This is a genomic window from Myxococcales bacterium (assembly GCA_016712525.1).
In the GTDB taxonomy this organism is placed as follows: Bacteria; Myxococcota_A; Polyangia; order Polyangiales; family Polyangiaceae; genus JAAFHV01.
This window is the reverse complement of the sequence record JADJQX010000001.1, coordinates 1271247-1287475: the sequence shown is the minus strand read 5'-3', so window position 1 is coordinate 1287475 and position 16229 is coordinate 1271247. Positions and strand designations below refer to the sequence as shown.

The following is a 16229-nucleotide window of genomic DNA, read 5'->3' as shown; positions in this document are numbered from 1 at the left end:
GGCCCATGCCCACGATTTTCACAGAAGGCGACATGTTCGCCGACCCCTCCCTCCAAGCCTTCGCGTTCGGCTGCACCACGCAGGGCAAGCTCGACGCCGGCGTCGCCGTGGCCTTCAAGAAGCAGTTCCCCGGCCTCGAGGACGAGTACAAAAAACGCTGCGAGGACGGGCGCTTCTCCCTGGGAGACGTGCTCGTCCACGTGGACGGCGCGCGCACGGTGTACGCCCTCGCCCTCCAAGCCCACTGGAAGTCGAAGGCGAAGCTCGCGGCGCTCGAGCGCTCCTTGGCGCGCACCGTCGAGCTCGCGACCCACGCCGGCATCCCACGCATCGGCATCCCGCGCATCGGCACGGGCCTCGGCGGCCTCGAGTGGCGGCGCGTGAAGAGCGTGGCCGCCGAGATCGGCGCGACGACCCCCATCGAGCTCGTCGTCTACGAGAAGTTCGTGCGAGGCCTCGTCCTCGGGGAGCCCGAGGTCGAAGACGCCTGACGCTATTTCCCGCCGTCGGGCGCGAGGTCGACCTTCACCGTGCCGAGCGCGGTCTGGTCGATCTCGACCTTGTGCTTCGCGCGGAGCTCTTTCAGCACGGCCTCCTCGCGCTCGCGGATTTTGTCCTGCGCGAGCTTCACGCGGATCACGCGCTCGGCCTCGGCGAAGGTGCGGTCGTGGGGCTCGAGCTTCTGCGTGAGCCTCACCACGTAGAGCTTCGGGCCCACCTTCACGGGCTCGGGCTTCACGTCCCCGACCTTGGCGATCGCGAACGCCGCCACGCGGACCTCATCGGGCACACGCACGTTCTCGCCGCGCGTGTCCCCGGGGGGGCTCACGATGCCGAAGTCGCCCGCGAGATCCACGGGCACGTTCGCGCGCGCCTGCGCGTCGATCGACTTGGTTTTCACGAGCTCGCCCCACGCCGCTGGGCTCGTCGCCGCGACGGCCTGGGCCACGATCGACTTGGCCTGCGCGTCGTCTTTCAAGACGAGGCACGAGAGGCGGCGGCGCTCCGGGTCGTGGTAGTCGGCCTTGTGGGTGTCGAAGTAGGCGCGGACGTCGGCCTCGGGGATGTCGGCCGGCGAAGGCGCACCTTTCCGCGCGTCGGCGAGCATCGCGTCCCGCAAAATGGCCCGGATCTCGGCCGCGGTGACCGGGTCCTTGTCGAGGCCCTTCTGGGTCGCCTCCTGGGCGAGCAGCTCGACGCGGATCATCTCCTCGAGCAGCTCTTTTCGCCGCTCGGGCGCTTGGTACCGCAGGCGATCGAACTGATCCATGTTCTCGATCGCGGCGACGAAATCGCCGAGCGTGATCGTCTTTTCGCCGACCTTCGCGAGCACCTTGGCCGACAGCTCCGGGGTGAGCTGCGCGCTCGTCGCGTGGAGGCCCGCGTCGTCGTTCGGCGAGGGGCCGTCTTTCTGGCCCTTGCAGCCGTCGCAGGCCGAGAGCGCGACGATCGGCAACGCAGCAAGAAGAAAGGAGATTCGGCGCACGCGAGGCATGGCTATCGGACGTGTCTACACCGACCGTCCCCCGCCCGCCAGCGTGGCGCGCCTCGGGGCACCGTACCCCATGAAAACGAGCGCGCGGTCGTGCATTGCACCCCATCGGGGGCACGGAGTAGAAGCCCTCTCATGGAACCACGCGACCTCGCAGGCCCCCCTCCGGCGCTCCACCCCGACCTCCGGTACCGGCGCATCCTGCTCAAGCTCTCGGGCGAGGCCCTCGGCGGCAAACAAGGCGGCCTCGATCCCGAGGTGCTCAGCCAGACCGCGGCGGAGCTCGCCGAGGTGTACGCGCTCGGCGTGCAGGTGGGCATCGTCGTGGGCGGCGGGAACATCTTCCGCGGCCTCAAGGGCGCCGCGGCCGGCATGGACCGCACCCAGAGCGACTACATGGGCATGCTCGCCACCGTGATGAACGCGCTCGCCCTCCAGGACGGCCTCGAGAAGGTCGGCGTGCCCACGCGTGTGCAGACCGCCATCGAGATTCGTCAGATGGCCGAGCCCTACATTCGCCGCCGCGCGGTGCGCCACCTCGAGAAGGGCCGCTTCGTGATCTTCGCCGCGGGCACGGGGAACCCGTTCTTCTCGACCGACACCGCCGCCGCGCTCCGCTCGATGGAGATCGGGGCCGAGGCCGTGTTCAAGGCCACCAAGGTCGACGGCATCTACGACCGCGATCCCGTGAAATTCCCCGACGCCCGCATGATCAGCGAGATGTCGTACGACAAGTTCATCTCCGAGCGCATCGGCGTGATGGACTCGACGGCCGCCACCATGTGCCGCGACAACGGCATGCTCATCCGCGTGTTCAAGCTCGCCCCGGGCAACATCAAGCGCGCCCTCCGCGGCGAGAGCATCGGCACCACCGTCACGGGCTGACCTCGCCGTCGTCTCGAAGGAGCCCCATGCGCCATCCGGCCGTGGGGCTCTCGCCTTTTTGTTCGCCGCGGCCAGCGCGACGGAGCGGCTCCCTATTGGACGAGCACGGAGTGCGGGCTCGTCGACGCGGGCTTTTCGGGCGTGGCCGCTGGGGGCGGAGCAGGGGGCGCCGCCGCGGGATCGGGGCCCTTCGCGACGGGCGCGGCAGGGGGCGCGGCAGGAGCCACGGTAGCCGCGGCAACCGCGGGCTGATCCTTGCGCGCGGCCACCTTCGCGCCCTTCGCGGCCGAAGGAGCCGGGGGCGTCGCCGAAGCCTGAACGGGCGGCGAAACCGCCGCGGTCGCTTGCGAAGCGGCAGGCGGTGGCGCGGGGAGCGCAGCTGCGGGCGAAGCCGAGGGTGGCGTCACGGGGACGGCAGGAGCCGCCGGTGGCTCGACCTTCGGCTTGCCGCCGATCACCCCATCGAACTTGAGCACCACGGGCAGACCGCACAAAAACGACACGCTCAGCGACGCGAGGAACGCCATGATCCGCTTCGACATCGCAGGCCCCGGGCCGAGGCCTGCCGCGGCCGCCGCGACCATCGTGGGCGACGGAGCCACGGGCGCGCCTGCCACACGGGTGCGTGCCCCACGGGGCGCTCCGTCGACCGTGGTCGCGGCACCTTGGTTGGGCGCAGTCCCCCCACGCGACGCCAACGCCGCGAGCATGTCGTCGGTGCCGGGGCCACCCTCGGGGATACCCGAGACCGGACCGTTGTCGCCGTAGTTGCCCATGCCTCGAGCGTAGCTCACCTCGCGAGCCGGCAAAAGCCCGCGGCGATTCGTGCCCCTGCCCTGGAAAAGGGCGGATATTCTCGCCTTCCATGCCCTCGAACGCCCCGTCGTTTCTGCGCACCCACGGCAAACCCTCGAACGTCGGCCACCGCGGCGCCATGGGCACCCGACCCGAGAACACCCTCGCCGCGTTCGAAGAGGCGGCGCGTCTCGGGGCCGACTGGGTCGAGCTCGACGTGCGGCTCTCGAAAGACGGGGTGCCCATGGTCCTCCACGACGCGACCCTCGAGCGCACCACGACCGGGCGCGGCCCCGTGTCGCGGGCGAGCGCGCGCACCCTCGCGAAGCTCGATGCGGGTGCGTGGTTCGGCAAGGCCTACCGTGGCGAGCCCGTCCCCCGGCTCGACGCGGTCCTCGCGTGGGCGCGCGAGCGAGGTGTCGGCGTCGAGATCGAGCTCAAGGGCGATCCGGTCTGCGCCCCGGGGCTCGCCGAGGCCGTGGTCAAGGCCGTGAAGGACACGTCGACGACCGACCGCGTGCTCGCCATCAGCTTCGACCACGCCGTGTGCAAGCACCTGAAATCCATCGCGAAATCGCTACGCACGGGGCTCCTCTACGCGGCGCGCCCGGCCGATCCGGTGGCCTTCGCGAAGCTCGCCAAGGCCGACGTGCTCGTGCCCCACGCGAGCTTCGTGTGCCCCGAGGACGTAGCCCGTGCCCATGGCGCGGGGCTCGGCGTCGCCACCTGGGCTCCCTCGGACCCGAAGGTACTCGCGGCCCTCGTGAGCGCCGGCGTCGACGCCATCACCGTCGATCATCCCGACGTGCTCGCGAAGGTCCTCCGCGCCGCAAAGTAGCGCCTTCGGGCAGCTCCGCGCTCAGCGTCTCCAGCGCAGGTAGACGCGGAGCATCACCACGGGTGCGACGAAGACGCCGACGAGCCCCGCGCCCCCCGGGGAATCACCACGCGCCACGGCGATACCGACGAAAACCCCCACGACCGCGAGGTACGCGACGAACACGAGGAGGAGCCCCTTGTTCTCGCGGAGCCACGCACGCGGGTTGATGCCCTTCGCGGCCTGCAGGCGGGCGATGTCGGCGGCGAGCTTGGCTTCGTACTCCGGATCGCCAGGGCCAGGCATGAGGCGAGTGTAGCCGAGCACGGGTGGCCTGACCACGCTGCCGCCGGTCCGCGCGGGCCACCGAGGATGGCGGCCGTTCCTCTCAACCTCCCCCACAAAGTGTCGAGGTGGACACTCCGCGCGGTCGCCAATGGGGACGACCTTCAGCGCGCGAGCATACGCGTCACGATCCGCGCGAAGGCGGGGGCGGCGGTCTTTCCCGCATACCCACGGTCCTTCGGCGCGTCGATGCCGACGTAGACGACCCAGCGTGGCTCGCGCGACGGGACGAAGCCGACGAAGCTCGCGTAGAGAGAGCGCCCGTCCTCGCTCGTGCCGGTCTTGCCGGAGATCCGCGCTCCGTCGACGGCCGCGCGAGCACCCGTGCCCTCCTTGCCGTAGACGACCTCCGCGAGCAGGAGGCGCATCGTGTCTGCCGTCTCGCGACGAAAGACGACCTTTCCGTCGAGCGTCCCGTCGACGAGGGCGCCGTACGCGCGGAGCAGGGCCCGCGGCGTCGCGCGGAGGCCTTCTCCGGCAGCGAGGACAGCGAGCCCGTAGCCCTCGTCGACGGTCGTCGGCACGCCTTCCCCGAGGCCGACCGCACGGAGCGCCGAGACGGTCCGATCGCGCCCGAGCTTGTCGGCGACGCGCGACGCCCCGACGTTGGAGGAGACCGCGAGCATCGTCGCGAGCGGGAGCATCCCGTGCGCGGAAGCGTCCTCGAGGACCTTGTCACCGTACACGCGGCGCCCGTTTCCACAGTCGAAGGTGGTGTCGGGCTGGATCGCGCCCACATCGAGCGCGGTGGCGTACACGAGGGGCTTCACCGTCGAGCCGGGGACGCGCATCGTGTCGACGTCCCCGCTCGTGGCGACGATGCCGTGCGTCTTTGCGTCCATCACGAGGACCACCGCACCGGCGGCGCCGTACTCGGAGATCGCGCGCGCGCGCTCCTCGTCCACGATCTTCGTGAGGGCCGGATCGTCGACCGTCGCGGCAGCGGATTTTCCGGCTCCGACAGGGCCCGCGCTGGCCACCACGGGGAGCGGTGCGTGACGCGACTCTCCCGCGCACCCGACGATCGCGATCGCGACCGCGGCGGCGCCGAACGCTCCACGCGACCGAATCTTGGACCATGGCGTCGGGCGCGCCTCGAGGAGCGCGGAGACGCGACGCCCGAGCTCGGACGCCATCCCGAACGCGACACGCGGCGCGGGAATGCGCGCCTCACGTGCCACGGCCACGAGGTGCTCCGCGACGATCGTCGACGCGACTCCCCCGTCGACCACGGCTTCGTCGGCGGCGAGCTCGGACTCGCGCGCGAGGCGTGCCGCGGCGACCCAAACCGAAGGTACCGGCCAATACACGGCGCACGCGACGTCGGCGACGAGCCGCGCGAGCCCGTCGTGCGCCGCGACGTGAGCGCGCTCGTGCCCGAGCACGACCCCGAGGCGCTCTTCGTCCCACTCCAGCGCGGCCGGCGGGAGCAGTATCCGAGCGCCGAGCGCGCCGACCACCACCGGGCCGTCGACGTCGGACGTCACGACGACGCCATCCGCGAGCTCGACGCCCTTCGACCCGAGCCGACCCGCGCGTCGACGCGACACCACCGCACGAACGAGGAGCGCCGAGGCCACGAGCGCCCACACCCCGACGAGGACCTCGTGCGCCGAAGGCTCCCACGCCGCGAGCATCCTCTCGCGGGTGCGCCCCGTGGACGGCGCGAGCACGGGCACGGGAGCTCCGCCCTCGAGAGGCTCGACGAAGGGGGCACGAGCGCGCGCGACGACGGGAGCCGGCACCACCGCGAGCGGCACGAGCGACGACAAGGCGGGCCCAAGGAGCGCGACCGCGAACCCGACCGCGAGGACGGAGCGGCGGACCCGCGCCGGTGCTCGACGCAGCAGCGCCACCGCGACGAGCGCGAGCGACGACACGACGAGCGCGCGCACGAGCGCAGATGCGAGGAGGGTGATCATTGGGCCCCCTTCTTGGCGCGGGCGACGGCGGCGGCGAGGCGCTCGAGCTCGTCCGGGCCGAGCTTGTCCCGCGAGGTCTCGACGAGGGCGAGCACGGCGTCCTCGACCGAGCCGCCGAAGAACGTGGAGACAAGGTGGGAGAGCGCCTTCTTTCGAGCTTCGCCGCGCGGGACCTGTGGCGCGTACACGTAGCGACCGCCCTCTTCGACGTGCTTCGCGTGCCCTCGCTCCTCGAGGAGGCGGAGGTGCGCGCGGACCGCCGAGTAGCTCGGAGGGTCCGGCATCGCCGCGAGCACGTCATGGGCAGACGCGCGACCCAGCCGGTAGAGGATGTCCAAGATCTCGCGCTCCCGGCGCGACAGGGGTGCCTTTGCCATGAGGAGGACCCTAGCCGCGTGCTAAAATTTTAGCAACGAGGCGATGCTATTTTTTTAGCAGCACCTCCACTCGCCCTCCACCGGGTACGCGAGCTTCGTGTGGCACCGTGGACGTGGTCCGTGCCTCTCGGCGCAGGGCTCGGCTTGGCCAGCTTGGCTCCGTCGAACCCGAAGGAGCTCTCGTCGATCGTAGGCGCCGGGGTCGACGCGATCACCGACCCGCCCCCGGGCGCATCGGCACCCGGGCCGAGCTCCCACGTGCGCTCGAGCGTCCCGTTCGGAAGGGAGGAGCAGTCCCTGACACACACCTGTCAGCGACCCGTGGCAGGCTCTCTGGCATGAACGATCTCTCCCCTCGCCCGCGCACCGTCTACTACGTCGCCCAGAGCCTCGACGGGTACATCGCGACCGCCGATCACGGCCTCGACTGGCTCCTCGCGTTCGACGGCGCCGAGGGCATCAAAGAGCACTACGAGGCGTTCGTCGCGGGCGTCGGGGCCATCGTCATGGGCGCGTCGACGTACGACTTCCTCCTACGCCAGGAGGGCAGCCCGTGGCCGTACACGCAGCCGACCTGGGTGCTCGCGAACCGCACGCGCCCCGTCCCTCCCGGCGCCGACGTGCGCTTCGCGAAGGGCCCCGTGAACGCGCCCCTCGAGGCCGCTCGTGAAGCCGCGGCAGGCAAAAACGTATGGCTCGTCGGGGGTGGAGATCTGGCAGCGCAAGCGGCTCGCGCGGGGCTCCTCGACGAGCTCCACTTGGGGATCGCGCCCGTCGTGCTCGGCGGGGGGATACCGCTCCTTCCCGCCCGCCTCGAGGCCCCGCTCACGCTCCTCGGCACGACCACCTTCGGCCGAGGGTTCGTCGAGCTCCGTTACGCGGTCTCTTCGGTGGCTTCGGCGTGCTCCACGCGCCCGTCGACGTGACGCGCGAACCTGCCCGCCTCGCGCGGGTGCGTGGGAGCGTCGTCGGAGAACGGCCAACCCCCGAACCGCGTGCGCCGGTAGTCGGCCATCGCCTGCTGGACCTCCGCGGGCGTGTTCATCACGAACGGGCCGTACTGCACGACCGGCTCGGCGATGGGGCGCCCCTGGAGCATCAGCACCTCGGTGACGTCGTCTCCGGCGCGCAGCACCAAAGAACGCTCCGCCGAGACCGTGATCGCGGCGTGCCCGTCGAACGTGCGGTCGGCCACGGTGAGCTTGGATCCCGCGAAAAAATAGAGGTTTCGTGTCACTCCGGCCTCGCTCGCGGGCAGCTCGAAGCGCGCCCCCGGCTCGAGCCGTAGCGCCCACACGGCCACGTTCGAGCCCGGCCGCGAGGCCCACGAGCGGGGCGGCGGTGCAGGCGGAACGGCCTCCCCGTACGCGCCGGCCACCACGGTCACGGTCGTCACGCGACCTTCGGCGTCACGGACGTCGACCTTGGGGATGCGATCGGCCCAGAGCATGGAAAAATGCGGCTCGGCGAACTTGTCGGCCTTGGGCAGGTTCACCCAAATCTGAAAGAGCTCGAGCGGGTTCGGCGCGTCCGCTTTCACGAGCGGGAACATCTCCGAGTGCACGATCCCCTTGCCCGCCGTGAGCCACTGCGCGTCCCCGCCACCGAAGCGCGCCGTCGCGCCGAGCGAGTCGGAGTGATCGACGAGCCCGCGCCGCACGAGGGTCAAGGTCTCGAAGCCGCGGTGCGGGTGCTGCGGAAAACCCGGAACGATTTCGCCATGATACATGCGAAACCCGTCCTTCACGACGAAGTCCTGCCCGAGGTTTCTCCCCGCGAGCGAGGCCTTGGGCCCGAGCGCCTCGTTGCCCTCGGGGTACGCGTCGTCGTGGTGCACGCAGAAGAGGAAAGGATCGTCCGTAGGCCACGGGAAACCGAGGGGGCGAACGCGCGTGATGGGCGAGGTCATGGCACTCATCGGTAACACGCTCCTCGGCGTCCGGCTCGTACGCGCCACACGAACCCAGCGTTCTCCTCGGGAGAGCTAACCGTCGTCGGGCTCGGGCATCAACGAGGCGCGCGCCGAGCCGTGAACCTCGGCCGTGAGCGGCCCACACGAGGCCGTCTCTCCGCTGCAGCACTCGGCCTGGTTCACCCCGTACATCGGGCACCCCGACCGCACACACGCCGCGTGGCCGTGCACGTAGGCCATCTCCTTCCGGCAAAAGGCGCAGAGCATGTCGACAGGGTAGCCGAAACCTCCCCGCACATGACTGACCATGGGCTGTCACTCGCCCCTCGTACGGTCTTTCCACGCGAATCGACGCGTACGAAAGGACGAAAGACGATGCACAGCGTGACCTGGTTCGAGCTCCCCACGAAAGACCTCGAGCGCGCCGCGGCTTTCTACGAGAAGGTGCTCGGGCTCACCTTGAAGCGCGAGGTCTTCTTCGGCGTCCCGCACGCGATTTTCCCCGGCCCCGAAGAGGCCGTGCGCGGGGCGCTCGTGAAGAGCGACGCCCACGTCCCCGCGAGCACGGGGGCCGTCATTTACCTGCGCGCGCCCGACCTCGACGCCTCGTTGGCTCGGATCGAAGCCGCCGGGGGCACGGTGGTGACCCCGAAGACGAGCCTCGGCCCCATAGGCTTCATCGCGGTCCTCGACGACACCGAGGGGAACCGCGTGGGCCTCCACATGCCCGTTTGACGCGGCCCCATCCGAGGCCGTGCGCTTGATACGACGGAGGCTCCCCGCGTGCGGTACGCTCGTGGGGAGCGCGCGATGGGGACCGAACGAAGCACGCGATTCCGCTTTTTTGGCTGGGTAGGCCAGGCGCTTCGTCGCGTCGGCGAGGTGCTCGCCGGGGCGCTCCGTTCGTTTCGCCAGCGGCGGCGTCGTCTCCAGGCCGGGGCGCGCCTCGTCGGGGCCGAGGTCCGTCAGCTCGGCGCCGCCCTGTGGGACAAGGTCGACGATCTGCCCTTCGTCCCGACCTCGTTCAAGCTCACCCCGATCCGCACCCAGCTCTACGGCCACGGCGCGTTCATGGGAGCCTCCCCTGCCCTCCTCGCGGACGCGCGCTGGCGCCGCATCCTCGCGTTCCTCATGCCCGACGTCTTCGACGACGTCCGCAAGGCGCTCGAGGCCGGCGACGGCCCGCCGAAGCTCATGCCGATGCTCGAGAACAACCCCGTGCTCGCCGCGTTCGGCGTCTACAAAGACGCGACGAACGACGAGGCGCCCGACTCGAGCCGAAACCCGCTCCACCTGTGCGGCCTCGAGTGGGATCTCTTCGTCGACCGTGATCTCTTCCCCCTCTGGGAGCGCGCCCGCCACGATCCCGAGGAGCTCGATCGTGTCATGGAGCGCATGATCGACACCTCGCTCATCGCCCACGCGACCCCCACCGACACGCTCCAAGAGGCCATGGGGATCTGCCAGTACCGCGACGTCCGCAAGACGAAGAAGACGGCGCTCGGCGGGGTCGAGGTCGACTCGTGGCTCGATCTCTTCGCGCGCGCCCTCGTGCTCGCCCGCGCGGACGACCTCAACGCCGCCATCACCGCCATGGAGGCCGAGCCTCGGAGCACGTCGACCGAAGCGTGCATGCTGCATACGTTCGCGCCCCCGTGGTCGGTCCGCAAAGCCGTCGAGGTGCACCGCGAGGTCACCGGCAAGCCGTGCCTCTCGGTCATCATCGAGATCAAGTCGCTGCGCAGCACACCCGAGTTTTTGTGCGACGTGGTCCGCGCCATGAACGCGCGCGGCATCCACGTGGTCGCCGTCGCGGCGTTCCTGCGCGAAGAGGTCGCGGGGGTCTCGGCCACCGAGCAGACGGTCGACGGCCACACCTACCCAGGCCCGCGCGAGATCCAGTTTTTCCACTTCGCCGGAGACCTCCAAGACGCCTGCGACAAGGGCCTCGTCGAACCCGGGCAGAGCGTCATGTTCAACGGCGCGAGCCTCCTCGACTCGGTCACGACCGAGGGCGGCCGCCCCGTCTACAGCACCAAGATGGGGGTCACGGCCGAGCTCGACGCCTACCGAAAGCGCCTCGATCTCCACGTGGGCTTCTATGTCCAAGAGGGCGACTGCGACCACCAAGCCGCCTGCTTGCTCTCGGACCTCTGCGAGGCCCACCCCGAGACGTTCGAGCTCGGCTTCGCGTGGGGCGGCCTCCGGGACGAAGCGCACCTGCCCACCACCGAAGCCACGCGCCTCGGCTACGGCAGCCAGCGCATGCTCGAGTACGTGGGCAAGGCCAAGCAGTGGAAGGTCGGCAAGCGCAAGGCCGGCTAGGGCCTTTCCGCTCGCCCCGTCTCTCGCCCGTGCCCGTGCCCGCGTGTCCGTGCCCGTGCCCGCGTGTCTCGTCTCCCCTCTCGCCCGTGCCCGTGCCCGTGCCCGTGCCCGTGCCCGCGTGTCTCGTCTCCCCTCTCTCGCCCGTGCCCGTGCCGTGCCCGCGTGTCTCGTCTCCCCTCTCGCCCGTGCCCGTGCCCGTGCCCGTGCCCGTGCCCGGCGTCTGCGGAGCGCCGTGCTGAGTGCACGCCGCACGCGCCTCTCGTTGCACCCTGCACGGACCCCTCTTCGGGCACGGGCACGGGCACGGGCACGGGCACGACGAACGGGCCGCCCACAGAAGCCACCATCCACCCTCTCCGCGCGAGCCCCTCAGGCACGGGCACGGGCACGGGCACGACGAACCCCTAGGCGTTGGCACACTAGTTGGAAGGTGGGGCGCACGATGAAGCGCTTTTTCCCCCTCGCCCTCCTCTTGGTCCTCTTCGCCACCGGGTGCGGGCGCGGCGGCTTCGGTGCCGCCATGTTCGCCACGGGGCTCATCATCGGCGTCGCATCCCACTCGCACCACCACCACCCGCGGCCCGTGGTCGTCGTCGCGGCCCCCGAGCCTTCACCCGCGCCCGCCGTGATCGTCGTGCGCGAGGCCTCCCCGCGTGACACGCCTCCCCCGCCCAGGGGCCCGTCGTTCGACACGGGCGCCGCACGAAACGCCCTAAAATCCGCCGATCTTGCCCCCTGCCGCGCCGAAGGCGCCCCGCGGACGCACGGCCACGCGAAGGTCACCTTCCGCCCCGACGGCACCATCGAGAAGGTCACCATCGACCAGCCCGCCGGCCTCTCGGTCCCCGCGGTGAGCTGCATCGGGCGTGAGCTCGGCCGGGCGCGTGTGCCCGCCTTCGAGGGCACGAACGTCGACGTCGGCACCACGTTCTTCGTGCCCTGACCGCCCCTCGGGGTCACGCCCCGGGTGAGAACGGCGCGCCACGGTCCCCCAAGGGCCAGGCGCGCTTCGCCTTTTTGTCTCTCGGTCGCCGAGCCAGCTCGAACGACCGCCACATTTCCCAGCCGTTTCACACACTTCCGAGAAAAGCGACGACGCGCGAAAAAACCACGCAACGACCTCCGCGAGCCTGCCGACGAAGGGGGCAACGGAGCCAACACGGCTCCAAAACTGGAGGTTCTGTCATGCGTCGTTCGTCGTTCGTCGTGGGTCTCGCTCTCGTTCTCGGCTCGGCGGCTTGCACCGTCAACACCACGGCTCCCGCGCCCATCGGGCAAGACCCCGAGGCCCCCGCCCCGGCTCCGACGACGCCCGGGCTTCCCGGAGCCGTCACCCCCGCGGCCCTCCCGTTCAAGCCGTCGAACCTCGACATCTCGGACATCGACGTCTCGAAGCTCGGCGACGTCACCGTCACGGCCACCTGCGAGCTCACCGCGGGCGACGAGCGCGAGACCTTCTGCGGCGAGTCGAAGAACGTCGCCTACAAGCTCGTCGACCAGCCCGGCGCGGGGAAAATTGGCGTGTTCGTCGCGCGCAGCATCCGCGTCGAGCCCAACGCTCGCATCACGATCAAGGGCACCCGCGCCATCGCGATCGTCGCGCTCGACACGTTCGACGTCCGCGGCGCCATCGACGCGTCGGCGAGCTGGGACTACGCGTCCCCGGGTGGCTTCAAAGCAGCCGGTGGCGCCGAAGCGCTCGACGGCGCGGGCCCGTCGGCAGGCAAGGCCGGCACGCTCGTCTCGGGCGCAGGCGGTGGTGGGCACTGCGGCAACGGCGGCGCGGGCGGCGCGGTCGATCCGGCGGAGATGGTCCCGGGCGGCGCGACGCAAGGGAGCGACACGATCGTTCCCCTCGTCGGCGGCTCGAGCGGCGGAAAGGGCCACCTCGGCGCGGGCACCGGCGGCGGCGCCATCCAGCTCGTCGCGGGCAAACAGCTCGTCATCGCGGCCTCGGCCTCGATCTCGGCGAACGGTGGCGGCGGCAGCAACAGCGGCGCCGTCCGGCAGCAACCGGCGAGCGGCGGTGGCGCGGGCGGCGCGATCCTCCTCGAAGGCACCAAGGTCTCCGTGCTCGGCAAGCTCTCCGCCAACGGTGGCGCCGGCGGTGGCAACCGCGAGCGCGGCCAAGACGGTCGCATCGGTGAGACCCCCGCCGAGAGCCCCTACACGAGCGAAGGCTCGGCGGGCGGCTCCGGCTCCGCGGGCGAGACCATCCACGGCGGCGACGCGATCGCCATCGCCGACCGCGCGGGCACCGGCGGCGGCGGCGCGGCGGGCCGCATCCGCGTGAACGGCGACACCGTGGAAGTGACCGGCCTCCTCTCGCCCCGCCTCGGCCCCTGCGCCGTGCAGGGCAGCCTCAAGAAGTGACCTTGCCCCCCCTACCTACCCGACCGATTCAAAAGGAGGTGCATCTGTCTGGCGCACGTCGCCCTCGCGTGGGGGGCGGCGTTTTGCGCCTTTTGTGCGCGCCGAAATTGCGCCCTGAACGGGGCGACGCGCACCCTTCAGGGGGTGGTACGCGTCTTGCGCGGGGCGGTCTTGCGCCGTCACTCCACGTGCTTATGTCCATGTCTGCGGTCGGAACGCGAGCCCACGAGGGCCACGGAGAGGCCGCAAAGCGTTTCGTGGGGCGCCCCATCGGGCCACCCAGGGGAAGTTGGCGTCGCGTGAGCGACGTGCCAAGGAGGAAGACATGCGTCCCGAGAAGATGACCACGAAGAGCCAAGAAGCCCTGCGGCACGCCATGGAGCTCGCCGCCCGACGCGGTGCACCCGAGGTCGTCCCCGAGCACCTCCTCCTCGCCATCCTTTCCCAGGAGGACGGCGTAGGTTTCCCCCTGCTGCAAAAGGCCGGCGCCAACGTCGACGCCATCTCGCAAGACGCGACCAAGGTCACGAACGGCCTGCCTCGCGTCACGGGCGGCGCCGAGCCTTCGTTCTCGCGGCGCACCCTCGAGGTCCTGCGCAAAGCCGAGGACGAGGCCTCCCAGCTCAAAGACGACTTCGTCTCGGTGGAGCACTTCGTGCTCGCCATGGCCAAACACGACGCGCAGCTCAAGACGGCCCTCGAGCTCCACGGCAACGTCACGTACGAGCGTCTCCTCGGCGCGCTCGCCCAGGTGCGCGGAAACCAGCGGGTCACCGATCGTGATCCCGAAGGGAAATTTCAGGCCCTCGACAAGTACTGCCGCGACCTCACCGAGGCCGCGCGCAAGGGCAAGAACGACCCGGTCGTCGGCCGCGACGAGGAGATCCGCCGCGTGATGCAGGTGCTCTCGCGCCGCACCAAGAACAACCCCGTGCTCATCGGCGAGCCGGGCGTCGGCAAGACGGCCATCGTCGAGGGCATCGCGAACCGCATCGTCCGGGGCGACGTGCCCGAGTCCCTCAAGGACAAGCGGCTCGTCTCGCTCGACATGGGCGCGCTCATCGCGGGCGCGAAGTACCGCGGCGAGTTCGAGGATCGTCTGAAGGCCGTCTTGAAAGAGGTCGAGGGGGCAAACTCCAAGATCATCCTCTTCATCGACGAGCTCCACACCATCGTGGGCGCAGGCGCCTCCGAGGGCGCGATGGACGCGGCGAACCTCTTGAAGCCGGCCCTCGCGCGCGGTGAGCTCCGCTGCATCGGCGCGACGACGCTCGACGAGTACCGCAAGAAGATCGAGAAAGACTCGGCCCTCGAGCGCCGCTTCCAGCCGGTCATCGTGTCTCAGCCCACGGTCGAGGACACGATCGCCATCCTGCGCGGGCTCAAGGAACGCTACGAGGTGCACCACGGCATCCGCATCCAGGACGCGGCCCTCGTCGCCGCGGCCACCCTCTCGGACCGCTACGTCACCGAGCGCTTCCTGCCCGACAAGGCCATCGACCTCGTCGACGAGGCCGCCGCCAAGATCAAGATCGAGGTCGACAGCATGCCGACCGACATCGACCGGGTCGAGCGCAAGATCACCCAGCTCCGCATCGAGCAAGAGGCCCTCAAAAAGGAGCGTGATCAGGCCTCGAAGGCCCGCCTCGGCACCCTCGCGGGAGAGCTCGCCGACCTCGAGGAAGAGAGCCGCGCGATGAAGGCCCAGTGGATGCGCGAGAAGGAGCTCATCGAGGCCATCCGCGAAGCCAAGCCGAAGCTCGAGTCCCTCCGCGCCGAGGCCGACGCGGCCCAGCGCAAAGGCGACCTCGGCAAGGCCGCCGAGATCCGCTACGGCAAGCTCCCCGAGACGGAAAAAGAGATCGAGGACCTTCGCGCCAAGCTCGCGAAAGTACAAGAGAAACAGGCCTACCTCACCGAGGAGGTCACCGACCAAGACATCGCCGCGATCGTCGCCAAGTGGACGGGCATCCCGGTCGCCAAGATGCTCGAAGGCGAGATGGCCAAGCTCCTCCGCATGGAAGAGGCGCTCGGCTCGCGCGTCGTAGGTCAGCGCGCGGCCATCGAGGCCGTGTCGAACGCGGTGCGCCGGGCTCGTGCGGGTCTCGGCGACGACAAGCGCCCGGTGGGTAGCTTCCTCTTCCTCGGCACGACCGGCGTCGGCAAGACCGAGCTCGCGCGGGCCCTCGCCGAGTTCCTCTTCGACGACGAGCGCGCCCTGCTCCGCCTCGACATGAGCGAGTACCAGGAGCGACACACGGTGAGCCGCCTCATCGGCGCGCCCCCCGGGTACGTCGGGTTCGACGAGGGCGGTCAGCTCACCGAGCCCGTCCGTCGCAGGCCCTACTCGGTCATCTTGTTCGACGAGGTCGAGAAGGCCCACCCCGACGTCTGGAACACGCTCCTCCAGGTGCTCGACGATGGCCGCCTCACCGACGGTCAGGGCCGCACCGTGGACTTCAAGAACACGGTCATCATCCTCACGAGCAACGTGGGCTCGCACCACGCCGAGGAGATCGCCGCCCGCGGGCTCTCCGAGGCCGAGGTGCGCGCGGTCTTCGAAGAGACCGTGATGGACGACGTCCGCCGGGCCTTCCGACCCGAGTTCCTGAACCGGCTCGACGAGATCGTCGTCTTCCAGCGGCTCGAGAAGGCCGAGGTGCGGCGCATCGTCGACCTCCAGCTCACGCGGTTCGCCGAGCGGCTCGCGAACCGGTCGCTCGGGATCGACCTCACCGACGAGGCCAAGGCCTACCTGGCCGAGGTCGGGTGGGATCCGAAGTACGGAGCGCGCCCCTTGAAGCGCGCGGTACGCAAGCACCTCGAGGACGAGCTCGCGAAGCACGTGCTCCGCGGGCAGTACGCGCCCGGCACGGTGGTTCGTGTCGAGCGCGGCGGCGACGGCCTCGTCTTCCGTGACGTCATCGCGAACTGAGGGCCGTCCCCTGCCCTCCCTCGGCGCCTCGGCTCCCACGAGCCGGGGCGT

General features: G+C 70.4%; 17 protein-coding genes. 10 read left to right on the top strand and 7 right to left on the bottom strand.

Going from position 1 to position 16229, the window contains the following annotated elements; all coding sequences use genetic code 11:
- The first annotated feature begins 5 nt into the window (after positions 1 to 5).
- Positions 6 to 491: a macro domain-containing protein gene (locus IPK71_05535; protein ID MBK8213195.1), complete on the top strand. Its 486-nt coding sequence runs from the start codon at positions 6 to 8 to the stop codon at positions 489 to 491.
- 2 nt (positions 492 to 493) lie between these two features.
- Here IPK71_05535 and IPK71_05530 read toward each other — a convergent pair whose 3' ends face one another.
- Positions 494 to 1486, bottom strand: a complete 993-nt coding sequence (locus IPK71_05530; protein ID MBK8213194.1) for a peptidyl-prolyl cis-trans isomerase — start codon at positions 1484 to 1486, stop codon at positions 494 to 496.
- Between the two features lie 141 nt (positions 1487 to 1627).
- Between IPK71_05530 and IPK71_05525 the strand changes: the two genes are divergently transcribed.
- Positions 1628 to 2377, top strand: coding sequence for a UMP kinase (locus tag IPK71_05525; protein MBK8213193.1), 750 nt, complete (start codon positions 1628 to 1630; stop codon positions 2375 to 2377).
- A gap of 92 nt (positions 2378 to 2469) precedes the next feature.
- Here IPK71_05525 and IPK71_05520 read toward each other — a convergent pair whose 3' ends face one another.
- The gene (locus IPK71_05520) at positions 2470 to 3153 is read right to left on the bottom strand and encodes a hypothetical protein (GenBank protein ID MBK8213192.1); all 684 of its coding nucleotides are present in this window, start codon (positions 3151 to 3153) and stop codon (positions 2470 to 2472) included.
- 89 nt (positions 3154 to 3242) lie between these two features.
- Between IPK71_05520 and IPK71_05515 the strand changes: the two genes are divergently transcribed.
- Complete coding sequence (locus IPK71_05515) at positions 3243 to 4010, top strand: glycerophosphodiester phosphodiesterase (protein MBK8213191.1); 768 nt, start codon at positions 3243 to 3245, stop codon at positions 4008 to 4010.
- Positions 4011 to 4031: 21 nt separating this feature from the next.
- Here IPK71_05515 and IPK71_05510 read toward each other — a convergent pair whose 3' ends face one another.
- From IPK71_05510 to IPK71_05500, 3 genes are all read right to left on the bottom strand, one after another.
- Complete coding sequence (locus IPK71_05510) at positions 4032 to 4295, bottom strand: hypothetical protein (GenBank protein MBK8213190.1); 264 nt, start codon at positions 4293 to 4295, stop codon at positions 4032 to 4034.
- Between the two features lie 143 nt (positions 4296 to 4438).
- Positions 4439 to 6256 carry a serine hydrolase gene (locus tag IPK71_05505; protein MBK8213189.1) on the bottom strand — a complete coding sequence of 606 codons (1818 nt, stop codon included), beginning with the start codon at positions 6254 to 6256 and terminating at the stop codon, positions 4439 to 4441.
- Positions 6253 to 6633, bottom strand: coding sequence for a BlaI/MecI/CopY family transcriptional regulator (locus tag IPK71_05500; GenBank protein MBK8213188.1), 381 nt, complete (start codon positions 6631 to 6633; stop codon positions 6253 to 6255). The genes IPK71_05505 and IPK71_05500 overlap by 4 nt, the downstream gene beginning before the upstream one ends.
- Positions 6634 to 6971: 338 nt before the next feature.
- Here IPK71_05500 and IPK71_05495 point away from each other — a divergent pair, with 338 nt between their 5' ends.
- Entirely contained in the window at positions 6972 to 7559 is a 588-nt protein-coding gene (locus IPK71_05495) for a dihydrofolate reductase (GenBank protein MBK8213187.1), read from the top strand.
- On the opposite strand, the gene IPK71_05490 is transcribed toward IPK71_05495, so the two are convergent.
- Complete coding sequence (locus IPK71_05490) at positions 7508 to 8542, bottom strand: pirin family protein (protein MBK8213186.1); 1035 nt, start codon at positions 8540 to 8542, stop codon at positions 7508 to 7510. The two genes, IPK71_05495 and IPK71_05490, sit on opposite strands and share 52 nt — an antisense overlap.
- A gap of 75 nt (positions 8543 to 8617) precedes the next feature.
- Positions 8618 to 8812, bottom strand: coding sequence for a hypothetical protein (locus tag IPK71_05485; protein MBK8213185.1), 195 nt, complete (start codon positions 8810 to 8812; stop codon positions 8618 to 8620).
- A 108-nt stretch (positions 8813 to 8920) separates the two neighbouring features.
- On the opposite strand from IPK71_05485, the gene IPK71_05480 reads away from it, so the two are divergent.
- The 6 genes from IPK71_05480 to clpB all read left to right on the top strand — a co-directional run bounded on the left by IPK71_05480 (position 8921) and on the right by clpB (position 16178).
- Entirely contained in the window at positions 8921 to 9280 is a 360-nt protein-coding gene (locus tag IPK71_05480; protein MBK8213184.1) for a VOC family protein, read from the top strand.
- Between the two features lie 48 nt (positions 9281 to 9328).
- On the top strand, positions 9329 to 10870 hold the full coding sequence (locus IPK71_05475; protein ID MBK8213183.1) for a hypothetical protein: 1542 nt from the start codon (positions 9329 to 9331) through the stop codon (positions 10868 to 10870).
- An 86-nt stretch (positions 10871 to 10956) separates the two neighbouring features.
- Positions 10957 to 11109, top strand: a complete 153-nt coding sequence (locus tag IPK71_05470) for a hypothetical protein (GenBank protein MBK8213182.1) — start codon at positions 10957 to 10959, stop codon at positions 11107 to 11109.
- Between the two features lie 203 nt (positions 11110 to 11312).
- A complete protein-coding gene (locus IPK71_05465) occupies positions 11313 to 11813 on the top strand; it encodes a hypothetical protein (protein MBK8213181.1) in 501 nt (166 codons plus the stop codon).
- Positions 11814 to 12055: 242 nt separating this feature from the next.
- On the top strand, positions 12056 to 13243 hold the full coding sequence (locus IPK71_05460) for a hypothetical protein (GenBank protein MBK8213180.1): 1188 nt from the start codon (positions 12056 to 12058) through the stop codon (positions 13241 to 13243).
- Positions 13244 to 13568: 325 nt separating this feature from the next.
- Complete coding sequence (gene clpB / locus IPK71_05455) at positions 13569 to 16178, top strand: ATP-dependent chaperone ClpB (GenBank protein ID MBK8213179.1); 2610 nt, start codon at positions 13569 to 13571, stop codon at positions 16176 to 16178.
- The last annotated feature ends 51 nt before the right edge of the window (positions 16179 to 16229 follow it).

Coding starts and splice junctions, on each gene's coding strand:
- IPK71_05525 (MBK8213193.1), top strand. CDS start 1,628: ATGGAACCACGCGACCTCGCAGGCCCCCCTCCGGCGCTCCACCCCGAC.
- IPK71_05480 (MBK8213184.1), top strand. CDS start 8,921: ATGCACAGCGTGACCTGGTTCGAGCTCCCCACGAAAGACCTCGAGCGC.
- IPK71_05515 (MBK8213191.1), top strand. CDS start 3,243: ATGCCCTCGAACGCCCCGTCGTTTCTGCGCACCCACGGCAAACCCTCG.
- IPK71_05510 (MBK8213190.1), bottom strand. CDS start 4,295: ATGCCTGGCCCTGGCGATCCGGAGTACGAAGCCAAGCTCGCCGCCGAC.
- IPK71_05490 (MBK8213186.1), bottom strand. CDS start 8,542: ATGACCTCGCCCATCACGCGCGTTCGCCCCCTCGGTTTCCCGTGGCCT.
- clpB (MBK8213179.1), top strand. CDS start 13,569: ATGCGTCCCGAGAAGATGACCACGAAGAGCCAAGAAGCCCTGCGGCAC.
- IPK71_05520 (MBK8213192.1), bottom strand. CDS start 3,153: ATGGGCAACTACGGCGACAACGGTCCGGTCTCGGGTATCCCCGAGGGT.
- IPK71_05500 (MBK8213188.1), bottom strand. CDS start 6,633: ATGGCAAAGGCACCCCTGTCGCGCCGGGAGCGCGAGATCTTGGACATC.
- IPK71_05465 (MBK8213181.1), top strand. CDS start 11,313: ATGAAGCGCTTTTTCCCCCTCGCCCTCCTCTTGGTCCTCTTCGCCACC.
- IPK71_05505 (MBK8213189.1), bottom strand. CDS start 6,256: ATGATCACCCTCCTCGCATCTGCGCTCGTGCGCGCGCTCGTCGTGTCG.
- IPK71_05495 (MBK8213187.1), top strand. CDS start 6,972: ATGAACGATCTCTCCCCTCGCCCGCGCACCGTCTACTACGTCGCCCAG.
- IPK71_05460 (MBK8213180.1), top strand. CDS start 12,056: ATGCGTCGTTCGTCGTTCGTCGTGGGTCTCGCTCTCGTTCTCGGCTCG.
- IPK71_05535 (MBK8213195.1), top strand. CDS start 6: ATGCCCACGATTTTCACAGAAGGCGACATGTTCGCCGACCCCTCCCTC.
- IPK71_05485 (MBK8213185.1), bottom strand. CDS start 8,812: ATGCTCTGCGCCTTTTGCCGGAAGGAGATGGCCTACGTGCACGGCCAC.